Source organism: Streptomyces sp. KLMMK (genome assembly GCF_036961605.1).
Lineage (GTDB): Bacteria > Actinomycetota > Actinomycetes > Streptomycetales > Streptomycetaceae > Streptomyces > Streptomyces telluris.
Genome location: NZ_JBAMDC010000052.1, coordinates 1 through 21,402 on the forward strand (window position 1 = coordinate 1; position 21,402 = coordinate 21,402).

Consider the following 21,402-nt stretch of genomic DNA (forward strand, 5'->3'; position numbering starts at 1 on the left):
GGCCGGCGGGCGCAGACGCGGCGGCGATCCAGGAGGAGGCTCCGGCGGCCGGCGCCCCGGCAAGAAGCGCTTGATCGACTATCCCCGGGCGGGCAAGGACGGCGCCAAGCGCTGGCTGCCGTCCTGGAAGCTGGTCCTGGGGACGGCCTTCACCTTCATCGGCCTGATCTTCGGCACCGTGGGCATCGCCCTGGCCGTGGTCCAGGTGCCGTCCGCCCAGCGGACCGCCCAGGTGCAGAAGAACGTCTACTACTGGGCCGACGGCAAGCAGATGGTGGTCGCGGGCGGTGGTGCGCTCAACCGCCAGATCGTGCCGATCTCCAAGATCCCCCTGTCGATGCAGCGGGCGGTGATCTCGGCCGAGAACGCCAGCTTCTACAAGGACTGGGGCGTCGACCCGATGGGCATCGCGCGCGCCGTCGTGAAGATGGCGCAGGGCGGGGAGACCCAGAGCGGTTCGACCATCACGCAGCAGTTCGTGAAGAACACCTACCTGAGCCAGGAACAGACGCTCAAGCGCAAGGCCACCGAGCTGCTGATCTCCATAAAGGTGGGCGCCACCAAGGACAAGGACGAGATCCTCGCGGGGTACCTCAACACCGCCTATTACGGGCGCGGGGCCTACGGGATCCAGGCCGCGGCACGGGCCTACTACGACAAGGACTGCAAGGACCTCACGCCGAGCGAGAGCGCGTTCCTCGCCGCCACGCTCAACGGTCCCAACCTGTACGACCCGTACGGCGGCCAGGGTCCGGCGGCCACCGCGGAGAAGAACACCAAGCGGGCCACCGACCGCTGGAAGTGGACGCTGGACCGCGAGGTCGAGACGAACAACATGAAGGCGACCGACCGCGACATGTGGGTCGGCAAGGGCTTCCCGACCCCCCAGAAGCCCAAGCCCGCGACCAACCGCGCCGGCCAGATCGGCTACCTCACCGACCTCGCCGACAACTACGTCGTCGCCCACTCCGGCATCAGCAAGACGCAGCTGGACCGCGGTGGCTACCAGATCTACACGACCTTCGACCGGGACAAGGTCAACGCCCTGGCGAAGTCGGTCGAGGACGTCCGCAAGGCGAACATCAAGCCGGACGTGCGGGAGCGCGACAAGTTCGTGCAGTTCGGCGGGGCCTCCGTCGACCCCAAGACCGGCAAGATCGTCGCCATCTACGGCGGCGAGAACGCGCTGGAGCACTACACCAACAACGCCGACTACACCGGTGTGCAGGTGGGCTCGACCTTCAAGCCCTTCGTGCTCGCCGCGGCCATGTCGCACGGCAAGCGCAACCCGGCCCTGGGCCGGCAGCAGAGCGACAGCCAGCGCACGATCGTCTCTCCCGACAGCATCTACAACGGCAACAACAAGGTGACGCTGCGGGAGTACAACGGCAAGATCTGGCACGACAACGACGGCAGCGAGTGGCACCAGAAGAACGACGGTGAAGAGGACAAGGGCCTCGTCACCCTGCGCACCGCCATGCAGTACTCGGTGAACACCCCCTTCATCCAGCTCGGCATGGACGTCGGCACGGACCTGGTCAAGGAGGCCGCCCTGCGGGCCGGCCTGGACAAGGACCAGCTCTCCGCCCCCACGCCCACCTTCTCGCTCGGCACATCGGCGCCCAGCGCGATCCGGCTGGCCGGTTCCTACGCCACCTTCGCCGCCGGCGGCAAGCAGATCGACCCGTACTCGGTCGAGAAGGTCGAGCGGGACGGCAGGGCGGTCTACGCGCACGAGATGAAGTCGGACACGGCGTTCTCGCCGAACGTGGCGAACAACGTCACCGACGTCCTCAAGACCGTCGTGGAGGAGGGCACGGGCACCTCGGCCAAGCTCGGCGGCGGCCGTCCGGCCGCGGGCAAGACGGGTACGACGGACGAGAACCGCTCCGCCTGGTTCGCGGGCTACACCCCGCAGCTGTCCACGGCGATCGGCATGTACCGGGTCGACCCCAACGCCAAGAAGCAGGAGTTCCTGTCGATGCGCGGCGTGGGCGGCAAGGAGACCATCCACGGTGCGTCGTTCCCGGCGGAGATCTGGGCCGACTACATGAACGCCGCGCTCAAGGGCCAGCCGATCGAGCAGTTCGAGCCGGCGCAGCCGCTCGGCGAGAAGATCTTCGGTGACGGGGCCAGCCCCTCCCCCAGCGCTCCTCCCTCCGCGCCCCCGTCGCCGTCCGCCTCTCCGTCCGGCACGCCGTCGAAGTCCACGTCGCCGAGCCCGTCGGCGAGCCGTTCCTGCTCGGTGTTCGACTTCCGCTGCAAGCACGGCGGGAAGGACGGCGGGAAGGATGGCGGGAAGGACGGCGGCCTCAGTGGCGGCAGCACGGGTGGTCCCACCGGCGGGTCGGGCGAGTCGCCGACGCCGGACACCAGCCGGCGCCCCGGAGGCGGCGGCCTCTTCGGTGGCATGAACGGCTGACCAGCCCGGACCCACGAGTCCGGCATCCTGCTCAGAGGGCCGTCCCGCGTTCGCGTGAGACGGCCCTCCGAGTTATCCACAGGCTCCGGCGACGCACAGGCACGTACGGCAGGATGGCCCCATGAGGAGCGCGCGGGACGACGACCGGCAGGTGCGGCCCACCGATGAGGACGAGGTGGCGGCCGCAGGAAGCGAGCTCATCGGCGGGCCCGCGGGCAAGCGGGCCGTGCCCGGCGGGGGCTGGTGGACGCCGGTCCGTGTGATCGTGCTGGTGGCGATCGGGATGTTCGCCCTGGGCATGGTCCAGAAGCTCCCCTGCTACGAGTACGGGTGGTTCTTCGGCGCCACCACGCAGTACACCCACGCCTGCTACTCCGACATCCCGCACCTCTACAGCGGCCGCGGCTTCGACGCGGGCCTGATCCCGTACTTCGACCGCATCCCCCAGGCCCTCTCCGGCGGGATGGACTATCTGGAGTATCCGGTCCTCACCGGCCTGTTCATGCAGATCGCCGCCTGGCTCACCCCCGGCGGCGGCACCATCCAGCACCGCGAGCAGATCAACTGGCTGGTCAACGCCGGCATGCTGATGGCCTGCACCGCCGTGATCGCCCTCTGCTCGGCCCGTACGCACCGGCGCCGGCCCTGGGACGCCCTGCTGATCGCCCTCGCGCCCGCCTTCGCCCTGACGGCCACCGTCAACTGGGACCTGTTCGCCGTCGCCCTCACCGCCGCGGCGATGCTGATGTGGTCCCGCGGCAGAACGGTGTCCGCGGGCGCCCTGATCGGCCTGGCCGCCGCGGCGAAGCTCTATCCGCTGCTGCTCCTCGGCCCGCTCTTCGTGCTGTGCCTGCGGGCCGGGCGCATGAAGGCCTTCGCCGTGACCACCGCGTCCGCCGTGGCCGCCTGGCTGGTGGTGAACCTCCCGGTGATGCTCACGCACGACGCCACCGGCTTCCACATCCGCGAGGGCTGGGCGAAGTTCTACACCTTCAGCCAGGAACGCCCGATCGACTTCGGCTCGATCTGGCTGCTGATCTCCCAGCGGACGGGCAACCCCCTGGACGACGCCAATACGTACGTGAGCCTGCTGATGATCCTGGGCTGCCTGGCCCTGGTGGCCCTCGGCCTCTACGCACCCAGGCGCCCGCGCTTCGCCCAGCTGGCCTTCCTCGTGGTGGCGCTCTTCGTCCTCACCAACAAGGTCTATTCACCGCAGTACGTGCTCTGGCTCATTCCGCTCGCCGTACTGGCGCGCCCCAAGTGGCGCGACTTCCTGATCTGGCAGGCCTGCGAGGTGCTGTACTTCCTCGGCATCTGGTCCTACCTCGCCTACACGGGCAGCGGTGACAAGCACCAGGGCCTGCCCACGGAGGGCTATCAACTGGCCATCGCCCTGCACCTGCTGGGCACGCTGTACCTGTGCGCGGTCGTCGTGCGCGACGTCCTCATGCCCGAGCGGGACGTCGTCCGCCGGGACGGCTCCGACGACCCCTCCGGCGGCATCCTCGACGGGGCCCCGGACGTCGTCGCCCTGGGCTCCGCGCACGCGCCGCCGTACGCGGAGCGGTCCGCCGGCACGAGCGTGCACTGGGGGGCCGGCAGCCGCCCGCCCGCGTAGGGGGGCGGCCGCCCGGGCCCGTCAACCCGAGGGGAGGGGGTGGGTCAGTGGTCGACGAGACGGTCGAACGTCGTGGTGGTGTGCCGCAGCTTGGCCACCATCTCGTCGCCGACCTGGGGGGTCGGCATGTCGTTCGGCACGAAGAGGATCGACACCTGCATGTGCGGGGGCTCCGCGAACCAGAGCTGCTTGTCGGCCCAGTAGAAGGGCGACTGGTTGCGGTTCATGGTCGCGAGGCCCGCCCGGGCGACGCCCTTGGCCCGCGGCATCATGCCGTGCAGCGCCTTCGGCGCCTCCAGGCCCACGCCGTGCGAGGTGCCGCCCGCCACGACGACGAGGTGGCCGTCGGCGCTGACCTTCTGCTGCCGGTAGCCGAAGCGGTCGCCCTTGGACACGGGCGTCACGTCCAGGACCGCACCCTTGTAATGGGTGGCGCCGTGGTCGCCGAGCCACAGCCGGGTGCCGATGCGGGCGCGGAAGCGGGTGTGCGGGTACTGCTGCTGCAGCCGCGCGAGCTCCTCGGACTTCAGGTGGCTGACGAACATGGTGTGCAGCGGCAGGCGTGAGTTGCGCAGCCGCTCCATCCACTCGGAGACCTCCTGGACGGCGTCCGAGCCGTCCGTGCGGTCCAGCGGCAGGTGGATGGCGAAGCCCTCCAGGCGCACGTCCTCTATGGCCGCGTGCAGCTTGGGCAGGTCCTCCTCGCTGATGCCGTGCCGCTTCATGGTGCTCATGACCTCGACGACGACGCGCGCGCCCACCAGGCCGCGCACCCCCTCGACCGAGGAGACGGACCGTATGGCCCGGTCCGGCAGCGGCACGGGCTCCTCGCCCAGCCGGAAGGGGGTGAGCACCAGCAGGTCACCGCTGAAGTAGTCCTTGATCCGGGCTGCTTCGTAGGTGGTGCCCACGGCGAGGACGTCCGCGCCGAAGCGCGCCGCCTCATCGGCCAGCCGCTCGTTGCCGAAGCCGTATCCATTGCCCTTGCACACCGGGATGATGCCCGGGAACTGCTGGACGATGGTTTGCTGGTGCGCCCGCCAGCGCGCGGTGTCGACGTAGAGCGTGAGCGCCATGGCCCGTCCCGGAACCTTTCCCTGTGCCTGCTGGATGCTGTGCTTGCTGAACGCGCGGGATCGCACGACCCCGGCAGAACGTCAGCGGCGCGACATGTACATGTCGAGGGCCTTGTGGAGCAGCTTGTTGAGCGGGAAGTCCCACTCGCCCAGGTACTCCGCGGCCTGGCCGCCGGTGCCGACCTTGAACTGGATGAGGCCGAAGAGGTGGTCGCTCTCGTCCAGGGAGTCGCCGATGCCGCGCAGGTCGTAGACGCTCGCGCCCAGCGCGTAGGCGTCGCGCAGCATCCGCCACTGCATGGCGTTGGAGGGACGGACCTCGCGCTTGTGGTTGGCCGAGGCGCCGTAGGAGTACCAGACGTGCCCGCCGACGATCAGCATCGTCGCGGCGGCGACGGCCTCGCCCTCGTGCACCGCGAAGTACAGCCGCATGCGGTTGGGGTCCTCGGTGTTGAGGGCCGTCCACATGCGCTGGAAGTAGCTCAGCGGCCGCGGGCGGAACTTGTCGCGCTCAGCGGTGATCTCGTACAGGTGCTGCCAGGTGGGCAGGTCCTCGTAGCCGCCCTGGACCACCTCGACGCCGGCCTTCTCGGCCTTCTTGATGTTGCGTCGCCACAGCTGGTTGAAATTCTTGTGGACGTCCTCGAGCGAGCGGTTCGCCAGGGGCACCTGGAAGACGTACCGCGGCTGGACGTCACCGAAGCCGGCGCCGCCGTCCTCGCCCTGCTGCCAGCCCATCCGGCGCAGCTGGTCGGCGACCTCGAAGGCGCGCGGCTCGATGAAGGTGGCCTCGACGTCGCGCAGGCGCTTGACGTCCGGGTCGGAGATGCCGGACTTGATCGCGTTGGCGTCCCAGCGCCGGATGACGACCGGCGGGCCCATCTTCACGGAGAAGGCGCCCTGCTGCTTGAGGTGGGCGAGCATGGGCTGCAGCCAGTCGGCGAGGTTCGGCGAGAACCAGTTGATCACCGGGCCCTCGGGCAGATAGGCCAGGTAACGCTTGATCTTGGGCAGCTGGCGGTAGAGCACCAGACCCGCGCCGACGATCTGCCCGGTCTTGTCGAACCAGCCCAGGCTCTCCGAGCGCCACTCCGCCTTGACATCGGCCCACGCCGGCACCTGCATGTGACTGGCCGCGGGCAGGCTCTGGATATATGCCAGATGCTGCTCTCGGCTGATTGTCCTCAGGGTCAGGCTCATGCGGGGCGCTCCTCGGCAGGTGTGTCCCCATGGTCGGGGCTCCGGCTCTCGCGGCGAAGCCTACTGCGACAGGGACGCACACCGTTGGGGCGCCCGTTCGGGTGTACGGCCGGGCGGGCCCCGCGCTATCCGATGACACCTCCGAAGAGACCCCCGTGGGCCATGCCCAGGAAGAAGCCGAAGGCGGACGCTCCCAGTCCGATGATCAGCAGGAAGCGCTCGCCCGTCGTGGCCGAGATGTACTGGCCGTACGCACCGGTGAGGATGCCGGCCAGCCCGCTCCACGAGCTCAGCAGGTGAAGGTTGTTGAAGGCCGAGGAGACGAAAGCGAGCACTCCGAGCACCAGCGTCACGGCGACGAAGGTGTTCTCGAGCGGATGCGGCTTTCCGTCGCTGTTGAGCACGGCATTGATCAAAGAACGGGGGCCGCGGGACTGGCGCACTGCCTGTGTCATGGGGCTACCTCCTCCTGAAGGCGACCGCCGCATTGTTGCGCCGGTCACATCCGGTGGGTACAGATTGCGGGCCCGCACGGCCGGATTTCAACCGGAAGCCGGAGTGCGGGTACTCTGTACGGTCTGCACCGGTGTCTGCCCAGACCAGCTTCGGTCCTCTGGGGCAACCCAGGGACTTTCCGCTGATTGTCAGTGTCGGCCGATACCGTTGTTCACGCATCACGACCCTCCTGCCACGGAACGACCGTGGCCGCTGAGTCCAAAGGAGGTGGGTTCCACATGCGTCACTACGAGGTGATGGTCATCCTCGACCCCGATCTCGAGGAGCGCGCTGTCTCCCCGCTGATCGAGAACTTCCTCTCCGTCGTCCGTGAGGGCAACGGAAAGGTCGAGAAGGTCGACACCTGGGGCCGTCGTCGTCTCGCGTACGAGATCAAGAAGAAGCCCGAGGGCATCTACTCGGTCATCGACCTGCAGGCCACGCCTGCGGTCGTCAAGGAGCTCGACCGCCAGATGAACCTGAACGAGTCGGTCCTCCGGACCAAGGTCCTCCGTCCCGAGACCCACTGAACCCCAGCGGTTCAGAGGTAATCGGGCTGTAGCTCAACGAGTAGCAAGCAGCCAGCAGCACACCCGCCGAGAGGTTCACCCATGGCAGGCGAGACCGTCATCACGGTCGTCGGCAATCTCGTCGACGACCCCGAGCTGCGCTTCACCCCGTCCGGTGCGGCGGTCGCGAAGTTCCGCGTCGCGTCCACTCCCCGCACCTTCGACCGCCAGACCAACGAGTGGAAGGACGGCGAGAGCCTCTTCCTCACGTGCTCGGTGTGGCGTCAGGCGGCGGAGAACGTCGCCGAGTCGCTCCAGCGCGGCATGCGCGTCATCGTGCAGGGCCGTCTGAAGCAGCGGTCCTACGAGGACCGCGAGGGCGTCAAGCGCACGGTCTACGAGCTCGACGTCGAAGAGGTCGGCGCCAGCCTGAAGAACGCCACGGCGAAGGTCACCAAGACCGCGGGTCGCGGTGGCCAGGGTGGCTACGGCGGTGGCCAGCAGCAGGGCGGCTGGGGCGGTGGCTCCGGCGGTCAGCAGCAGCAGGGCGGCGGCGGTGCTCCCGCCGACGACCCCTGGGCCACCAGCGCGCCGTCCGGCGGCCAGCAGGGCGGCGGCGGAGGCGGCTGGGGCGGCGGCCCCGGCAACTCCGGCGGCTACTCGGACGAGCCGCCCTTCTAGGGCGAGCAGCACACAAACTTCTTGATCACACAGGAGAGAAACGATGGCGAAGCCCCCGCCGCGCAAGCCTAAGAAGAAGGTCTGCGCTTTCTGCAAGGACAAGACCGCTTACGTGGACTACAAGGACACGAACATGCTGCGGAAGTTCATTTCCGACCGCGGCAAGATCCGTGCCCGTCGCGTGACCGGCAACTGCACCCAGCACCAGCGTGACGTCGCCACGGCCGTGAAGAACAGCCGTGAGATGGCGCTGCTGCCCTACACCTCGTCCGCGCGATAAGGGAAGGGTGACCAACTAATGAAGATCATCCTCACCCACGAGGTCTCCGGCCTCGGCACCGCCGGTGACGTCGTCGACGTCAAGGACGGCTACGCCCGCAACTACCTGGTCCCGCGCGGTTTCGCGATCCGCTGGACCAAGGGTGGCGAGCAGGACGTCGCTCAGATCCGCCGCGCTCGCAAGATCCGCGAGATCGCCACGATCGAGCAGGCCAACGAGGTCAAGGGTCAGCTGGAGGGCCTCAAGGTCCGCCTGGCCACCCGCTCCGGCGAGGCCGGCCGTCTGTTCGGCTCCGTCACCCAGGCCGACGTCGCTGCGGCGATCAAGGCTGCCGGTGGCCCGGACGTCGACAAGCGCCGCGTCGAGGTGGGCTCGCCCATCAAGACCCTGGGCGCCCACCAGGTCTCCGTGCGTCTGCACGCCGACGTCGTTGCCAAGCTCGGCATCGAGGTCGTCGCTGCCTGATCACCCACCGGTGATCGGTAGAGCCTGAAGGAGGGCCGTACCCCTGTGGGGGTGCGGCCCTCCTGCTGTTCGCACGACTCTTCACGAGGTGTGGCGGCCGCCGGGGGTTCTTCGTCCGGGGATACGTTTCTTCAGCGGGTCGCCCCGGTGACGATCCAGCGCCCCGACCGCGCCCGCATCCACAGGGTCGCCAGCCGGGCCGCCATCATCAGCGTCATCGCCCACCACAGGGCCGTCAGACCGCCTCCGAGCACGGGGACGAGCAGGGCCGCGGGGGCGAAGACGGCGAGGACCAGCAGCATGGCCCGGGCGAGGTAGGCGCCGTCCCCGGCCCCCATCAGCACCCCGTCCAGGACGAAGACCACGCCTGCGACGGGCTGGGAGAGGGCCACCACCAGCAGGGCCGGCAGCAGCGTGTCCCGCACGGTGCCGTCGGAGGTGAACAGGGGGATGAACAGCGGCCGGGAGACCACCACCAGCACCCCCAGCACCGCCCCCGAGACGACGCCCCACTGGACCATGCGCCGGCAGGCGGCCCGGGCGCCCTCCGCGTCGCCCGCGCCCAGGCAGCGCCCGATGATGGCCTGTCCGGCGATGGCTATGGCGTCCAGCGCGAAGGCCAGCAGGGTCCACAGCGTGAGGACGATCTGGTGGGCGGCGATCTGGGCGTCGCCGAGCCGGGCCGCCACGGCCGTGGCGATCATGAGGACGGCGCGCAGCGAGAGCGTACGGACCAGGAGCGGCACTCCGGCCTGGGCGCAGGCCCGGATGCCCGCCGCGTCGGGCCGCAGGGAGGCTCCGTGGCGCCGGGCGCCCCGGAGGACCACGACGAGGTACGCGGCGGTCATGGCCCACTGGGCGATGACCGTGCCCCAGGCGGAGCCGGCGATGCCGAGGCCCGCGCCGTAGACGAGGCCGGCGTTGAGGGCGCCGTTGAGGGCGAAGCCCCCGATGGCCACGGCCAGCGGCGTGCGGGTGTCCTGCAGGCCGCGCAGGACGCCGGTGGCGGCGAGGACGATCAGCATGGCGGGGATGCCGAGGGCACTGACGCGCAGATACGTCGTGGCGTAGGGGGCGGCGGTCGGGGAGGCGCCGAAGAGCTCGACGACCGCGGGGGCGGTGGGCAGGACGGCCGCCACGAGGGCCGCGCCGAGGAGCGCGGCGAGCCATATGCCGTCCATGCCCTGGCGTATCGCGGCCCGCAGGTCGCCCGCGCCCACGCGCCGGGAGACCGCCGCGGTGGTGGCGTAGGCGAGGAAGACGAAGACGCTGACGGCCGTGGTGAGCAGGGCGGCGGCGATGCCGAGCCCGGCGAGCTGCGGGGTGCCGAGGTGGCCGACGATGGCGCTGTCGGCCATGAGGAAGAGGGGCTCCGCGACGAGTGCGCCGAAGGCGGGCACGGCCAGCGCGACGATCTCGCGGTCGTGCCGGCGGGCGGTGGCGCGGGCGCGTTCGGGAGCCTGGGTCATCCCCCCAACCTAATCTTCCACAGGTAATTGGTGCAACTGTCATGGGACCCTTACATTGAGTCGCTCGGTCCGATCTTCTCTGCGCCGTTTGTCGTGATCTCCGGCGGACGGGGAAAGTTTTTCTCCTCAACAGCCGGTGGATGGCGAAACTGCAGGTCAGGGGCTTGAGCTCGGGCGGGCTGTGTGTTTGTCCACAGCGGTTTCCCCCGCCTCGTGCACAGGATGTGCGGACTTCTCCACAGGATGGGGCCCGTCATCCACACGGCCTGTGGATAACCAGATTGGCTGACGGTGCCCGCGGGCCTACCGTGGACCGGCGGCCGACGCCTGTTCCGGCCCCGACGGACCTGACGGGACCGCCCTGAACTCGACGCGCCGGAACCGGAGTCGGGTGGGCTGTTTGTCAGAGCCGTGCCGTAAGAAAGAACAGCACGGCAAGGTCCGCTCCGCGGACGGGAGGAGGTGGCGGGATGAGCATCCCCGAGCCCATGGACGACCCCTGGGCGGATGCAGGTCCCGGCGACCGCCTCCCCGTGTCCCGACCCCGCCGCGGCGACGGCCCCTCCCGCGGCGAGCGCCACGACCGCGGCGCGGAGGACGGCTCCTGGTCGCAGGGCGGCGGACAGGGCCAGCAGGGCGCCGCCGCCTTCGAGCGCGTGCCCCCGCAGGACCTGGACGCCGAGCAGTCCGTCCTCGGCGGCATGCTGCTGTCCAAGGACGCCATCGCCGACGTCGTCGAGGTCCTCAAGGGCCACGACTTCTACCGCCCGGCGCACGAGACGATCTACCAGGCCATCCTCGACCTCTACGCCAAGGGCGAGCCGGCCGACCCGATCACCGTCGCCGCCGAGCTCACCAAGCGCGGCGAGATCACCCGCGTCGGCGGCGCGCCCTACCTGCACTCCCTGGTCCAGACGGTCCCCACCGCGGCCAACGCCGAGTACTACGCCGAGATCGTCCACGAGCGCGCCGTGCTGCGCCGCCTCGTCGAGGCCGGCACGCGCATCACCCAGATGGGATACGCCGCCGACGGCGACGTCGACGACATCGTCAACAAGGCCCAGGCCGAGGTCTACGCCGTCACCGAGCAGCGCACCAGCGAGGACTACCTCCCCCTGGGCGACATCATGGAGGGCGCGCTCGACGAGATCGAGGCGATCGGCTCGCGCAGCGGCGAGATGACCGGCGTCCCGACGGGCTTCACCGACCTGGACTCCCTGACGAACGGCCTGCACCCCGGCCAGATGATCGTCATCGCGGCCCGTCCCGCCATGGGTAAGTCCACCCTCGCGCTGGACTTCGCCCGCGCCTGCTCGATCAAGCACAACATGCCGAGCGTGATCTTCTCGCTCGAAATGGGCCGCAACGAGATCGCGATGCGCCTGCTGTCCGCCGAGGCACGCGTGGCCCTGCACCACATGCGCTCCGGCTCGATGACGGACGAGGACTGGACGCGCCTCGCCCGCCGGATGCCCGACGTCTCCGCCGCCCCGCTCTTCATCGACGACTCCCCGAACCTGTCGATGATGGAGATCCGCGCCAAGTGCCGCCGCCTGAAGCAGCGCAGCGGCATCAAGCTCGTGATCATCGACTATCTGCAGCTGATGCAGGCCGGTGGCGCCAAGCGCGCCGAGAGCCGCCAGCAGGAGGTCTCGGACATGTCCCGAAACCTCAAGCTGCTGGCCAAGGAGCTGGAGCTGCCGGTCATCGCGCTCTCGCAGCTGAACCGTGGCCCCGAGCAGCGCACGGACAAGAAGCCGATGGTCTCCGACCTGCGTGAATCCGGCTCCATCGAGCAGGACGCCGACATGGTCATCCTGCTCCACCGCGAGGATGCCTACGAGAAGGAGTCGCCCCGCGCGGGCGAGGCGGACATCATCGTCGGCAAGCACCGTAACGGCCCGACGGCCACGATCACGGTGGCCTTCCAGGGCCACTACTCCCGCTTCGTGGACATGGCGCAGACCTGATCGGTCCGGGGGCGTGCCCCGGCCGGTCGCCGTGCTCCGGTCAGTCCAGGAAGCCGTCGAGGTCGCGGAGCAGGCGGGCCCCGGAACGGGCGCCCACGAGGGACGTCACCGGCTCGCCCGCGCGGAAGAGCATCAGGGTCGGCATGGACAGGACCCCGTAGGCGGCCTGCGTCTGCGGATTGGCGTCCACGTCGAGCGCGACGATCTTGAGTCGTCCGGCTTCCTGCTCCGCCAGGTCGGCGAGTACGGGCGCGATCATGCGGCAGGGCGGGCACCAGTCGGCGGTGAACTCGACGAGCACGGGGAGCCGCTCGTCGAGGACTTCGGCGGCGAAGGTGGCGTCGGTGACGCTGGTGACGGCTGTGGTTGTGGCTGTGGCTGCGGGGCTGCTCATGGTGTCTCAGGGGTCCCTTCGAAGGGTGGCGCTTCCAGTGGTGCCGGCGGTTCCGGACAGGTGAAGGCGCACAGCGGCGGCGGCCCGCCGGGGGCGTCGGCCACGGCCTCCAGTTCGGCGCGCGCGAGCTGGGAGCCCACCTCGGCCCGGATCCGCTGCAGGTGGTCGATGCAGTCGTCCAGCTCCGCGAGCTTGCGGCGGTAGACGTCGAGGGAGGCGGGGCAGGAGTCCCCGGCCGGGTGGCCGGCCCGCAGGCAGTCCACGAACGGACGGGTCTCCTCCAGCCCGAAGCCGAAGTCCTGCAGCGTGCGGATCTGCTGGAGCAGCCGCAGGTCGCGGTCGTCGTAGGTGCGGTAGCCGTTGCCGCTGCGGCGTGCGGGCAGCAACCCGAGCTCCTCGTAGTGCCGCAGGGTGCGAGTGGTGGTGCCCGCCTGCCGGGCCAGTTCCCCGATGCGCATGGCCACGACCGTAAACCTTCACGTGGACGTGAAAGCCAGTGCGGCGAAATGCCGGTGCCCGTGCGGCGCGCCCTGGCTAGGGTGCGGTCATGATCGATGCCTCGTACAACGACGCCGGGCTGCTGCCCGCCACCCGCCGTGCTCTGCTCCATCGCCTCGCCACCGGTCAGGTCCAGGGGCGCGCACCCTCCATGGTGGGGGCGGTGATGCGGGAGGGGAACCTGGTGTGGAGCTCCGGCCGTGGCGAACTGCCCGGAGGAGCGCGGCCCGAGGACGTCCAGTACCGCATCGGTTCGATCACCAAGACCTTCGTCGCCGTGCTGGTGATGCGGCTGCGCGACGAGGGGCTGCTGAAGCTGGACGACAGGCTCGGCACGTACCTCGACACCGCGGCCGGCGGTGACGCGACCATCGCCCAGCTCCTGTCGCACACCGCGGGGCTCACGGCGGAGGCGCGCGGGCCGTGGTGGGAGCGCACGGACGGTGCGCTGCGCCCCGAGCTCGGCGACCTCTTCGGCGACCGCCCCCAGCGCCACACCCCCGGGCGGCTGCACCACTACTCCAACCCCGGCTACGCGCTGCTCGGCGCCCTGGTCGAGCGGATCCGCGGCGAGAGCTGGTACGCGGTGCTGCGCCGCGAGGTGCTCGCGCCGCTCGGCATGGAGCGCACGACCCTCGCGCCCGCCGCGCCCCACGCGGACGGCTGGGCAGTGCACCCCTGGGCGGACGTCCTCCTTCCCGAGCCCGCGGCGGACACCGGCCGGATGGCACCCGCCGGCCAGCTCTGGTCCACGACCGCCGACCTGTGCCGCTTCGCGGCGTTCCTGACGGACGGGGACGAGCGGGTGCTGTCCGCGGCAACGCTCGCCGAGATGCGGACGCCGGAGGGCGGCTCGCAGGCGCCGGGGCAGTCCGGCTACGGACTCGGCCTGCAGGTGATCCAGCGGGACGGCCGGACGCTCGTGGGCCACATGGGCACCATGCCGGGCTTCGTGGCGATGCTGCTGACGAGCCCGCAGGACGGGATCGCGGGCGTCGTCCTGGCCAACCGCACCTCCTGTTTCGAGGTCGGGGGCGTCGCGGCGGACCTGCTGACGACGGTCGCCGAGCTCGAACCGCGGATTCCCGCGCCCTGGAGCCCGCTCTCCGAGGTGAAGGACGAGCACCTGGAGCTGACGGGCTCCTGGTACTGGGGTGCGGAGCCGTTCACGCTGCGGCTGTGCGCCGGCGGGGCGCTGGAGCTGGCGCCGCTGGGCTCGGGCGGGCGCGCCTCGCGCTTCCGCCCGGAGGAGGACGGCACTTGGACGGGGCTCAACGACTACTACGCGGGGGAGACGCTCACCGCGGTCCGGACGGCGGAGGGCGCGGTCAGCCACCTCGACCTCGGCACGTTCGTCTTCACCCGTGAGCCGTACGAGGCGGGGGGCGCGGTGCCGGGAGGCGTGGACGCGGGCGGCTGGCGGGCGGCTGAAGGCACAGCCCCCCGCTAGGTCATCGGTAATCGGATTGTCCGTCCGGTCCTGTGGACGACGGTCGGCGCGGGACCGGGTCCGGACGTAGGGTCAGGGAGAGATTGGCGGGCGCCGGACACGGCGCCACACCCGGAAGGCACTTGGCACCGTGACTGCGAACACCGCACCGGACCTGCTCGACCTCGCGCCGCTGGGCGCCGGTCACTTCGCGCGCATCGAGGACAAGATCGCGGCCCTGATGCGGACGCGCGAGACCGTCGTCACGATGCAGGGCGAGGCGCTGCTGCCGCTGGAGGCCGCGATCCGCTCGGCCGTCCGCCCCGGCAGCACCGCGCTCAACATCATCACCGGGCCGTACGGCGAGACGTTCGGCGGCTGGCTGCGCTCCTGCGGCGCCGAGGTGGTCACCCTCTCCGCGCCGTTCAGCGGCGCGGTCGGGGCCGACCAGGTCGCCGAGGCCCTGCGCGCGAATCCCGCGATCGACTTCGTCAGCCTGGTGCACGCCGAGGCGGCCACGGGCAACACCAACCCCGTGGCCGAGATCGGCGAGGTCGTGCGCGCGCACGGCGCGCTGCTGATGCTGGACGCGGTCGCGTCCGTCGCCGCCGAGCCGCTCCTGACCGACGAGTGGGGCGTCGACCTGTGCGTCATCGGCGGGCAGAAGGCGATGGCCGGTCCGGCCGGCGTCTCGGTGGTCTCGGTGAGCGCCCGTGCCTGGGAGCGCATCGCCGCCAACGAGCAGGCGCCCCGCCGCTCGTACCTCTCTCTGCTGGACTGGAAGGAGCGCTGGATCGACGGCGGCCGCACGGCGCTTCCCCACGCACCCGCCCAGCTGGAGATGCTGGCCCTGGAGCAGGCCGTCGACCGCATCGAGGAGGACGGCCTGGAGGCCGTCATGGCCCGCCACCGCGCTGCTGCCGCCGCCCTGCGCGCAGGAGCACGGGCCCTGGGCGGCGGTCTGTCCCCGTACGTCGTGCGCGACGAGGACGCGGCCCCCGTCGCGACCACCCTGCGCGCCCCCGGCGGCAAGGACGCCCGCGACGTGGTGGCGGCCGCCTTGGCCGCCGATGCCTCGGTGCCCGTGCAGGCGGCGGCCGGCCCGCTCGCCAAGGAGATGATCCGCGTCAACCACTACGGCCTGGATGCGGACCGCGAGGTCGTCCTGGCCTCGCTGGCGGCGCTCGGCGAGGGCCTGCGCGCACTGGGCGTGCCGGTTGCGGACGAGGCGGAGGCCCTGGAAGCGGCGGGGAAGGCGTGGGACGCGGTGATCCCCGGCTGACCTCTCTCCGGTCCCGTGAGGCCGCCGTCGGTGCTTTCCGCACCGGCGGCGGCTTTTTCTTTGCGATGAGCCGGCCCCTGCCTCGGCGCCGCGAGCCTGCCTCGGCCCGCCTTGCGATCTCTACTGCTTTTGCCCCGGTATGGCGCGTCAGCACCTCGCTCACATGCCCGGATAGAATCGGAACCCACGACCCGTTTTGATCCCGGGCCCCGGAGGGACAACGCGCATGGCAGAACACAGGAATCCGTCTGTGCCTGCGCAGGGGTCCGCCTCTCTCCGTTCGGATGCCCGCCGCAACCGCGCGCTGGTCCTCCAAGCAGCCCGATCCGCCTTCGAGGAAGCCGGGTTGGGGGTGCCGCTCGGTGAGATCGCACGCCGTGCAGGCGTCGGTACGGGGACCGTCTACCGCCATTTCCCTTCCAAGACAGCCCTGTTCAGGGCGACCGTCGCCGACCGTGTCAGGCTTTTCACCGACACCGCACGGGAGTTGGCGCATGCGGACGACGCCGGCGCGGTGTTCTACCGCTACCTGTCCGCGGTCATACGGCTGATCGTGCGGAACAAGGGGCTGTGCGACGCGCTGGAGGGGCTGGGAAGCCGTTTCGACGCCTCACCCGGCGTCGAAACGGACTTCCGTGAGGCGCTCTCCGGCCTGCTGCGTCGCGCCCAACAGGCCGGCGCCGTACGGAAGGACGTGACCATCGACGACCTGATGGCCCTGCTCATGGGCTGTCTGTCGATGGAGCAGCGGCGCGGGCCGGGGGTCGCGCCGGGCAGGATGACCGCGCTGGCGTGCGACAGCCTCCGCCCGGGGCGCAACGTAACGAAACTCCCGCCCAACCCCTCGGTTTCGCGTAACGAAACCCGGTGTGCAGTGTGCGACGGGCCGGTGCCGTCCGCCCGCACGGGCCGGCCCGCCCGTTACTGCGGCGCGCCCTGCCGGCAGAAGGCGCACCGGGAACGGGCCCGTGCCCGTACCGCCCCCGGCGGCCCGGGAGCGGCGGACGATGCGGCAGGTGCTTCAGAGGTGGTACTTGAAGCCGAGGTGTGAGGCCTCGAAGCCCAGCCGCTCGTAGAAGCGATGGGCGTCCACGCGCGTGGCGTCCGAGGTGAGCTGAGCCATCCGGCACCCCGCGCTGCGCGCGGCGTCGAGGGCCCACTCGACGAGCAGGCTGCCCAGGCCGCTGCCGCGCGCGTCGCTGTGCACGCGGACGCCCTCGATGAGCCCGCGCGTCATACCGGCACGGGACAGCCCCGGTATGACGGTGAGCTGGAGCGTGCCCACGACGCGGCCGTCGTGCACGGCGACCACCAGCTGCTGGTGCGGGTCGGCGTCCACGCGGTCGAAGGCCGTGCGGTACGGGGCGAGGTCACCCGGGGCCTCGCGCCCCGCCCCGATGGGGTCGTCGGCGAGCAGTGCCACGACGGCGGGCACGTCGCCGGCGGTGGCGGGACGGATCTCGATGTCGCGGAGGTCGATCCCGGCGTCGGTGTCACGCATCTCGGTGTCACGAATCTCGATGTCGCTCATGACCGGACCCTACGGCGGGGCCCGGATTCCGCCGCGTGTACGGATTCGTTGTGAGGGTTACGACACCGGCCGCGAGGGCTTGCGGCACCGGCTGCGGGGCTCAGGACACCGGCGCGAGCGACTCCACCGCCGTGACGAGCGGGGCCAGCTCCGCGCGCTTGGAGGCTTCCCGGAGGGCCTCGCGCAGCGCGGTGTCGTTCGTCGGCCGGGCCTCTTCGAGGAGGGCGAGGCCCGCCTCCGTGACGTCGGTGTAGATGCCGCGCCGGTCGGTGAGGCAGAGGTAGCGGGTCAGCAGGCCGCGGTCCTCCAGGCGGTTGACCAGGCGCGTGGTCGCGCTCTGGCTGAGCACGACGGCCTCGGAGACCTCGTTCATCCGCAGGTGGCCGCCCTCGCCGCTGTGCTGCCGGCTGAGCACGTCGAGCACGGAGAACTCGCGCACGCTCAGGCCGTGCGCCGCCTGCAGGGCCCGCTCGATGTGCGCCTCGATCCGGCCGTGCAGGGCGGACAGTGCGCACCAGCCCTGTGCCAGGCCGAGCAGAGCGGGGTCCGGGGTGCGGGACATGAGGCCCTCCTTCTGACCGCACATGCGTGTCGTCACGGACCAGGATATCGCTGCAACGCAATAGCCCGCGCTTGCAAGTATCCGCGTATGCAATTATTGTCTACGCTGGTAAGGGTCGATCGCAACGATGCTGGGCGGGCTCTCCCCCGTCCCCCCGATCTCTCCGCCCTCCCTCTCCCCTCCCTGAAGGACCCTCGTCATGCCCCTCGCACTGCTGGCGCTCGCCATCGGCGCCTTCGGTATCGGCACCACCGAATTCGTCACCTCGGGCCTGCTCCCGGAGGTCGCGGACGAGTTCGGCGTCTCCATCCCGACCGCCGGCTACCTGACGACCGGCTACGCGCTCGGCGTCGTGATCGGCGCCCCGATCCTGGCCGTCCTCGGCAGCCGGGTGCCGCGCAAGAAGATGCTCATGGCCCTGATGGGCCTGTTCGTCGCCGGCAACGTGCTCTCGGCGGTCGCCCCCGCCTTCGGGGTGATGCTGGCCGGGCGGATCGTCGCCTCGTTCGCGCACGGCGCGTTCTTCGGCATCGGCGCGATCGTGGCCGCAGGCCTGGTCGCCCCGCAGAAGAAGGCTGCTGCCATCGCGATGATGTTCACGGGGCTGACGGTGGCCAACGTGGTGGGCGTGCCGATGGGCACGATGGTCGGCCAGAGCGCCGGCTGGCGCGTCACGTTCTTCCTCATCGCCGGCCTGGGCGTGCTCGCCGTCCTCGGCATCGCCGCGCTCGTGCCGCAGCAGCCCCGCCCCGAGCAGACCCGGATCAGCGGTGAGCTCGCCGCCTTCCGCAACCCCCAGGTCCTGCTCGCCATGGCGATGACGGTCCTCGGCTTCGGCGGCGTCTTCACCATGACCACCTACTTCACGCCGATGATGACCGACGCCGCGGGCTTCGCCTCCTCGTCCGTCACCTGGCTGCTCGTCCTGTTCGGCCTGGGCATGGTGGCGGGCAACCTCGTCGGCGGCCGGTTCGCCGACCGCGCGCTGATGCCCATGCTGCTCACCGCCCTGGGCGGCCTCGCGATCGCCCTCGCCCTGCTGCCGCTCGCCACGCACGACAAGATCGCCACGGCGGTCGTCGTCCCGCTGATCGGCGCGCTGGGCTTCGCTACCGTCCCGCCGCTGCAGAAGCGGGTCCTCGACCAGACCGCGGACGCGCCCACCCTCGCCTCCGCCGTCAACATCGGCGCCTTCAACCTGGGCAACGCGATCGCGGCCTGGCTCGGCGGCCTCGTGATCTCCGCCGGCTTCGGCTACACGGCGCCCAACTGGGTCGGTGCGGCGATGGCCGCCTCCGCCCTCGCCCTTGCCCTCCTCTCGGCAGCACTGGAGCGGCGTACGGGCGCCCGGGGCGCGGTGGGTGCGCTGAGCGCGCGGGGCGGGCGCATCGTGGCGCGGCAGGAGCACGCCGCGACCGGGGCCGGAGAACGCGCCGACCGGGAAGAGGCGGCGACGCGGAACTGAGCAGCGCGACCAGCACAACCAGCACAACCAGCGCGACCCCTACGGCGGTACCTGCAGTGCCATGACGCGCTGCACGACCGCACGACCGCCCCGGCGACACCACCAACCACAAGCGCACGGCCGCTCCAGCGGCACTCGCACTCGCACCATCACGCACCTCCAGGAGTTCCCATGACCACCCCCACCACCACCGCCACCCCCGTCCTCCCCCTCACCACGGACGACGCCGACGCGCTCCTCGCCGCCGCCCGCCGCGCCGCGGACGAGCAGGGCGTACGCGTCGCGGTCACCGTCCTCGACGCCGGCGGTCACCTGCTCGCCTTCCGCCGGGACGACCGGGCCGTGCTGATCGCGGGGGAGACCAGCACCCGCAAGGCGTTCACGGCGCTGCAGCTGGACGCGCCGACCGCCGACCTGGTCGACGCCGTCCAGCCCGGCGGCCTCTTCCACACCCTGCCGACCGCCCTCGACCGCCCGCTGCTCTTCATCGCCGGCGGTGTCCCGCTCCACCGCGACGGCCGGCTCGTCGGCGCGATCGGAGTGGGCGGCGGGGCGCCGGAGCAGGACCACGGCATCGCCCTGACCGCGATCGAGGCCGTCCTGGGCGGCTGATTCCACAGGCCGGCCGGGCAGAGCCGGGCCGGGCAGCCGGACAGGGCCGGGCCCGCCGCATCGAGGGCGGAGGACGCACCGCGCGTCCTCCGCCCTTGTGCTGCCGTCCATCAGGGGCCGGGCGGCGGAGCCGGTGTCGCGTTCCGGATATCGGATACCGGGGGCCTAATCGTGTGTGCTCCGCGGCGGGGCCGCATACGCTCGGGCGTCGTGACCAGACTGCATTTGTTCGACATGGACGGGACCCTGATGCACGGGTCCGCGGCGGCGATCGAGATATCCCGGCAGCTCGGGGTCGAGCGGGAGATCGCCGAGCTGGAACGGGCATTCGCGGCCCGCGAACTCGAACCGCCGCGCTTCGCCGAACTCGCCTGCGCGCTGTGGCGGGAACTCACCGAGGAACAGGTCGCCGCGGCTTTCGACGGCGCGCCCTGGCTGGCCGGAATACGCGACGTGTGGGCGGAGATCCGGGCCCGCGGCGAGCGCTGCGCCGTGATTTCGCTGTCCCCGGGATTCTTCGTCGAACGCCTGCTGACCTGGGGTGCCGATGCGGCGCACGGCTCGCGCTGGCCCACGGTGCCCTTCCGGGACCCGGTGGATCCGGCGGGCATCCTCGACGCCGGGGCGAAGGTGCGGATCGCGGACGAGCTCTGCGCGGAATTCGGCCTGACCCGGGCCGACTGCGTGGCCTACGGGGACTCGATGTCGGACGCGCTGCTCTTCTCCGCGGTCCCGGTCTCGGTGGCGGTGAACGCCGACCACCATGTGCGGGATATCGCCGTGCACTCCTATGCGGGCCGGGATCTCAGGGAGGCGTACGAACTCGTCGGCTCCGGTCGATAGCCCCGTAGCCCGTAGCCCCGCGGCCCGTATCCCCCGTATCCCGTAAGCGATAGTCCGTGGCCGATTCCGTAACAGTGAAGTCCGCATCTGCGAAAGGGGGTTGTCCCGCACATGTCGAACGGTAGGGTCAACTCCCGTTCGCGGGAACCGGCTTGTCCCCGGGTGGGGGAATCGGCTCAGCCTAGCCCCAACCGGGGCCTTGCCACTCGCACTTCCCGCGATTTGCGCAAGGCCGCGCAGAAGATGGCATGCTGCGCAGCCTGGAACAGCGACCCATGAGCAGAGCGGGGAATTGCGAACACTTTCCGGCTAGGACGGAAGTGCGAGGACGGACCGAGAGATGTTCGAGGCGAGACGATGAAGGACGCTCCGACCAGGTCGGCCGACGGTGGCGCGCACGGCAGAGGGAGTGACCGGGGCTGGTTCACCCCGACGCAGCCACCGGACGGAGACAGGGCCCGCGACGGGCACGGCAGACCACCGGAAGGCGGGACGGAGGCGGAGGCCGCCCGGCCCGGGCCCCGGCCGGGCAAGTGGGTGGCGGTGCGGTCGGCGGAGCAGCAGAAGCCCCGGACACAGGCCCAGCCACCACCCCAGC

At 70.9% G+C, this 21,402-nt stretch carries 21 protein-coding genes; 13 read left to right on the forward strand and 8 right to left on the reverse strand.

What is annotated here, in order from left to right; translation table 11 throughout:
- Positions 1–2,422: transglycosylase domain-containing protein (locus tag V7793_RS12105; protein WP_336005556.1), on the forward strand; the 2,422-nt coding region annotated here is incomplete at its 5' end.
- Between the two features lie 121 nt (positions 2,423–2,543).
- On the forward strand, positions 2,544–4,043 hold the full coding sequence (locus V7793_RS12110; protein ID WP_336005558.1) for a glycosyltransferase family 87 protein: 1,500 nt from the start codon (positions 2,544–2,546) through the stop codon (positions 4,041–4,043).
- A 44-nt stretch (positions 4,044–4,087) separates the two neighbouring features.
- Here the strand turns inward: V7793_RS12110 and V7793_RS12115 are convergent, their stop codons facing one another.
- From V7793_RS12115 to V7793_RS12125, 3 genes are all read right to left on the reverse strand, one after another.
- Complete coding sequence (locus V7793_RS12115) at positions 4,088–5,119, reverse strand: alanine racemase (protein ID WP_336005560.1); 1,032 nt, start codon at positions 5,117–5,119, stop codon at positions 4,088–4,090.
- Positions 5,120–5,200: 81 nt separating this feature from the next.
- Complete coding sequence (locus tag V7793_RS12120) at positions 5,201–6,319, reverse strand: lipid II:glycine glycyltransferase FemX (protein WP_168092210.1); 1,119 nt, start codon at positions 6,317–6,319, stop codon at positions 5,201–5,203.
- Positions 6,320–6,444: 125 nt separating this feature from the next.
- Positions 6,445–6,774, reverse strand: a complete 330-nt coding sequence (locus tag V7793_RS12125) for a hypothetical protein (RefSeq protein ID WP_168092209.1) — start codon at positions 6,772–6,774, stop codon at positions 6,445–6,447.
- 279 nt (positions 6,775–7,053) lie between these two features.
- On the opposite strand from V7793_RS12125, the gene rpsF reads away from it, so the two are divergent.
- The 4 genes from rpsF to rplI all read left to right on the forward strand — a co-directional run bounded on the left by rpsF (position 7,054) and on the right by rplI (position 8,749).
- Complete coding sequence (rpsF, locus tag V7793_RS12130; RefSeq protein ID WP_030366820.1) at positions 7,054–7,344, forward strand: 30S ribosomal protein S6; 291 nt, start codon at positions 7,054–7,056, stop codon at positions 7,342–7,344.
- Between the two features lie 81 nt (positions 7,345–7,425).
- A complete protein-coding gene (locus V7793_RS12135; protein ID WP_120755016.1) occupies positions 7,426–8,004 on the forward strand; it encodes a single-stranded DNA-binding protein in 579 nt (192 codons plus the stop codon).
- A 43-nt stretch (positions 8,005–8,047) separates the two neighbouring features.
- Positions 8,048–8,284, forward strand: coding sequence for a 30S ribosomal protein S18 (gene rpsR, locus V7793_RS12140; RefSeq protein ID WP_004950692.1), 237 nt, complete (start codon positions 8,048–8,050; stop codon positions 8,282–8,284).
- Between the two features lie 18 nt (positions 8,285–8,302).
- Entirely contained in the window at positions 8,303–8,749 is a 447-nt protein-coding gene (gene rplI / locus V7793_RS12145; protein WP_106681030.1) for a 50S ribosomal protein L9, read from the forward strand.
- 131 nt (positions 8,750–8,880) lie between these two features.
- Here rplI and V7793_RS12150 read toward each other — a convergent pair whose 3' ends face one another.
- Entirely contained in the window at positions 8,881–10,218 is a 1,338-nt protein-coding gene (locus tag V7793_RS12150; RefSeq protein WP_336005565.1) for an MATE family efflux transporter, read from the reverse strand.
- Positions 10,219–10,688: 470 nt separating this feature from the next.
- Here V7793_RS12150 and dnaB point away from each other — a divergent pair, with 470 nt between their 5' ends.
- On the forward strand, positions 10,689–12,188 hold the full coding sequence (dnaB, locus tag V7793_RS12155; protein WP_173864797.1) for a replicative DNA helicase: 1,500 nt from the start codon (positions 10,689–10,691) through the stop codon (positions 12,186–12,188).
- A gap of 40 nt (positions 12,189–12,228) precedes the next feature.
- Here dnaB and V7793_RS12160 read toward each other — a convergent pair whose 3' ends face one another.
- Positions 12,229–12,582 carry a thioredoxin family protein gene (locus V7793_RS12160; RefSeq protein WP_336005570.1) on the reverse strand — a complete coding sequence of 118 codons (354 nt, stop codon included), beginning with the start codon at positions 12,580–12,582 and terminating at the stop codon, positions 12,229–12,231.
- The gene (locus V7793_RS12165) at positions 12,579–13,040 is read right to left on the reverse strand and encodes a MerR family transcriptional regulator (protein ID WP_336005573.1); all 462 of its coding nucleotides are present in this window, start codon (positions 13,038–13,040) and stop codon (positions 12,579–12,581) included. The genes V7793_RS12160 and V7793_RS12165 overlap by 4 nt, the downstream gene beginning before the upstream one ends.
- An 89-nt stretch (positions 13,041–13,129) precedes the next feature.
- Here V7793_RS12165 and V7793_RS12170 point away from each other — a divergent pair, with 89 nt between their 5' ends.
- The 3 genes from V7793_RS12170 to V7793_RS12180 all read left to right on the forward strand — a co-directional run bounded on the left by V7793_RS12170 (position 13,130) and on the right by V7793_RS12180 (position 16,842).
- The gene (locus V7793_RS12170) at positions 13,130–14,530 is read left to right on the forward strand and encodes a serine hydrolase domain-containing protein (protein ID WP_336005575.1); all 1,401 of its coding nucleotides are present in this window, start codon (positions 13,130–13,132) and stop codon (positions 14,528–14,530) included.
- A gap of 130 nt (positions 14,531–14,660) precedes the next feature.
- Positions 14,661–15,791: a pyridoxal-phosphate-dependent aminotransferase family protein gene (locus tag V7793_RS12175; protein WP_336005578.1), complete on the forward strand. Its 1,131-nt coding sequence runs from the start codon at positions 14,661–14,663 to the stop codon at positions 15,789–15,791.
- 226 nt (positions 15,792–16,017) lie between these two features.
- On the forward strand, positions 16,018–16,842 hold the full coding sequence (locus V7793_RS12180) for a TetR/AcrR family transcriptional regulator (RefSeq protein ID WP_336005613.1): 825 nt from the start codon (positions 16,018–16,020) through the stop codon (positions 16,840–16,842).
- Here V7793_RS12180 and V7793_RS12185 read toward each other — a convergent pair.
- Both V7793_RS12185 and V7793_RS12190 read right to left on the reverse strand, forming a co-directional pair.
- On the reverse strand, positions 16,813–17,292 hold the full coding sequence (locus V7793_RS12185) for a GNAT family N-acetyltransferase (protein ID WP_443057893.1): 480 nt from the start codon (positions 17,290–17,292) through the stop codon (positions 16,813–16,815). The two genes, V7793_RS12180 and V7793_RS12185, sit on opposite strands and share 30 nt — an antisense overlap.
- 130 nt (positions 17,293–17,422) lie before the next feature.
- Positions 17,423–17,884: a MarR family winged helix-turn-helix transcriptional regulator gene (locus tag V7793_RS12190; RefSeq protein ID WP_336005582.1), complete on the reverse strand. Its 462-nt coding sequence runs from the start codon at positions 17,882–17,884 to the stop codon at positions 17,423–17,425.
- Positions 17,885–18,083: 199 nt separating this feature from the next.
- Here V7793_RS12190 and V7793_RS12195 point away from each other — a divergent pair, with 199 nt between their 5' ends.
- From V7793_RS12195 to V7793_RS12205, 3 genes are all read left to right on the forward strand, one after another.
- A complete protein-coding gene (locus V7793_RS12195) occupies positions 18,084–19,349 on the forward strand; it encodes an MFS transporter (RefSeq protein WP_336005584.1) in 1,266 nt (421 codons plus the stop codon).
- Positions 19,350–19,520: 171 nt separating this feature from the next.
- Positions 19,521–19,961 (forward strand): GlcG/HbpS family heme-binding protein, encoded by a 441-nt coding sequence (locus tag V7793_RS12200; RefSeq protein WP_336005587.1) that lies wholly within the window; start codon positions 19,521–19,523, stop codon positions 19,959–19,961.
- 210 nt (positions 19,962–20,171) lie between these two features.
- Entirely contained in the window at positions 20,172–20,804 is a 633-nt protein-coding gene (locus V7793_RS12205) for an HAD family hydrolase (RefSeq protein ID WP_336005589.1), read from the forward strand.
- Positions 20,805–21,402 lie beyond the last annotated feature (598 nt).

Coding starts and splice junctions, on each gene's coding strand:
- V7793_RS12110 (WP_336005558.1), top strand. CDS start 2,544: ATGAGGAGCGCGCGGGACGACGACCGGCAGGTGCGGCCCACCGATGAG.
- V7793_RS12115 (WP_336005560.1), bottom strand. CDS start 5,119: ATGGCGCTCACGCTCTACGTCGACACCGCGCGCTGGCGGGCGCACCAG.
- V7793_RS12120 (WP_168092210.1), bottom strand. CDS start 6,319: ATGAGCCTGACCCTGAGGACAATCAGCCGAGAGCAGCATCTGGCATAT.
- V7793_RS12125 (WP_168092209.1), bottom strand. CDS start 6,774: ATGACACAGGCAGTGCGCCAGTCCCGCGGCCCCCGTTCTTTGATCAAT.
- rpsF (WP_030366820.1), top strand. CDS start 7,054: ATGCGTCACTACGAGGTGATGGTCATCCTCGACCCCGATCTCGAGGAG.
- V7793_RS12135 (WP_120755016.1), top strand. CDS start 7,426: ATGGCAGGCGAGACCGTCATCACGGTCGTCGGCAATCTCGTCGACGAC.
- rpsR (WP_004950692.1), top strand. CDS start 8,048: ATGGCGAAGCCCCCGCCGCGCAAGCCTAAGAAGAAGGTCTGCGCTTTC.
- rplI (WP_106681030.1), top strand. CDS start 8,303: ATGAAGATCATCCTCACCCACGAGGTCTCCGGCCTCGGCACCGCCGGT.
- V7793_RS12150 (WP_336005565.1), bottom strand. CDS start 10,218: ATGACCCAGGCTCCCGAACGCGCCCGCGCCACCGCCCGCCGGCACGAC.
- dnaB (WP_173864797.1), top strand. CDS start 10,689: ATGAGCATCCCCGAGCCCATGGACGACCCCTGGGCGGATGCAGGTCCC.
- V7793_RS12160 (WP_336005570.1), bottom strand. CDS start 12,582: ATGAGCAGCCCCGCAGCCACAGCCACAACCACAGCCGTCACCAGCGTC.
- V7793_RS12165 (WP_336005573.1), bottom strand. CDS start 13,040: ATGCGCATCGGGGAACTGGCCCGGCAGGCGGGCACCACCACTCGCACC.
- V7793_RS12170 (WP_336005575.1), top strand. CDS start 13,130: ATGATCGATGCCTCGTACAACGACGCCGGGCTGCTGCCCGCCACCCGC.
- V7793_RS12180 (WP_336005613.1), top strand. CDS start 16,018: ATGGCAGAACACAGGAATCCGTCTGTGCCTGCGCAGGGGTCCGCCTCT.
- V7793_RS12185 (WP_443057893.1), bottom strand. CDS start 17,292: ATGCGTGACACCGACGCCGGGATCGACCTCCGCGACATCGAGATCCGT.
- V7793_RS12190 (WP_336005582.1), bottom strand. CDS start 17,884: ATGTCCCGCACCCCGGACCCCGCTCTGCTCGGCCTGGCACAGGGCTGG.
- V7793_RS12195 (WP_336005584.1), top strand. CDS start 18,084: ATGCCCCTCGCACTGCTGGCGCTCGCCATCGGCGCCTTCGGTATCGGC.
- V7793_RS12200 (WP_336005587.1), top strand. CDS start 19,521: ATGACCACCCCCACCACCACCGCCACCCCCGTCCTCCCCCTCACCACG.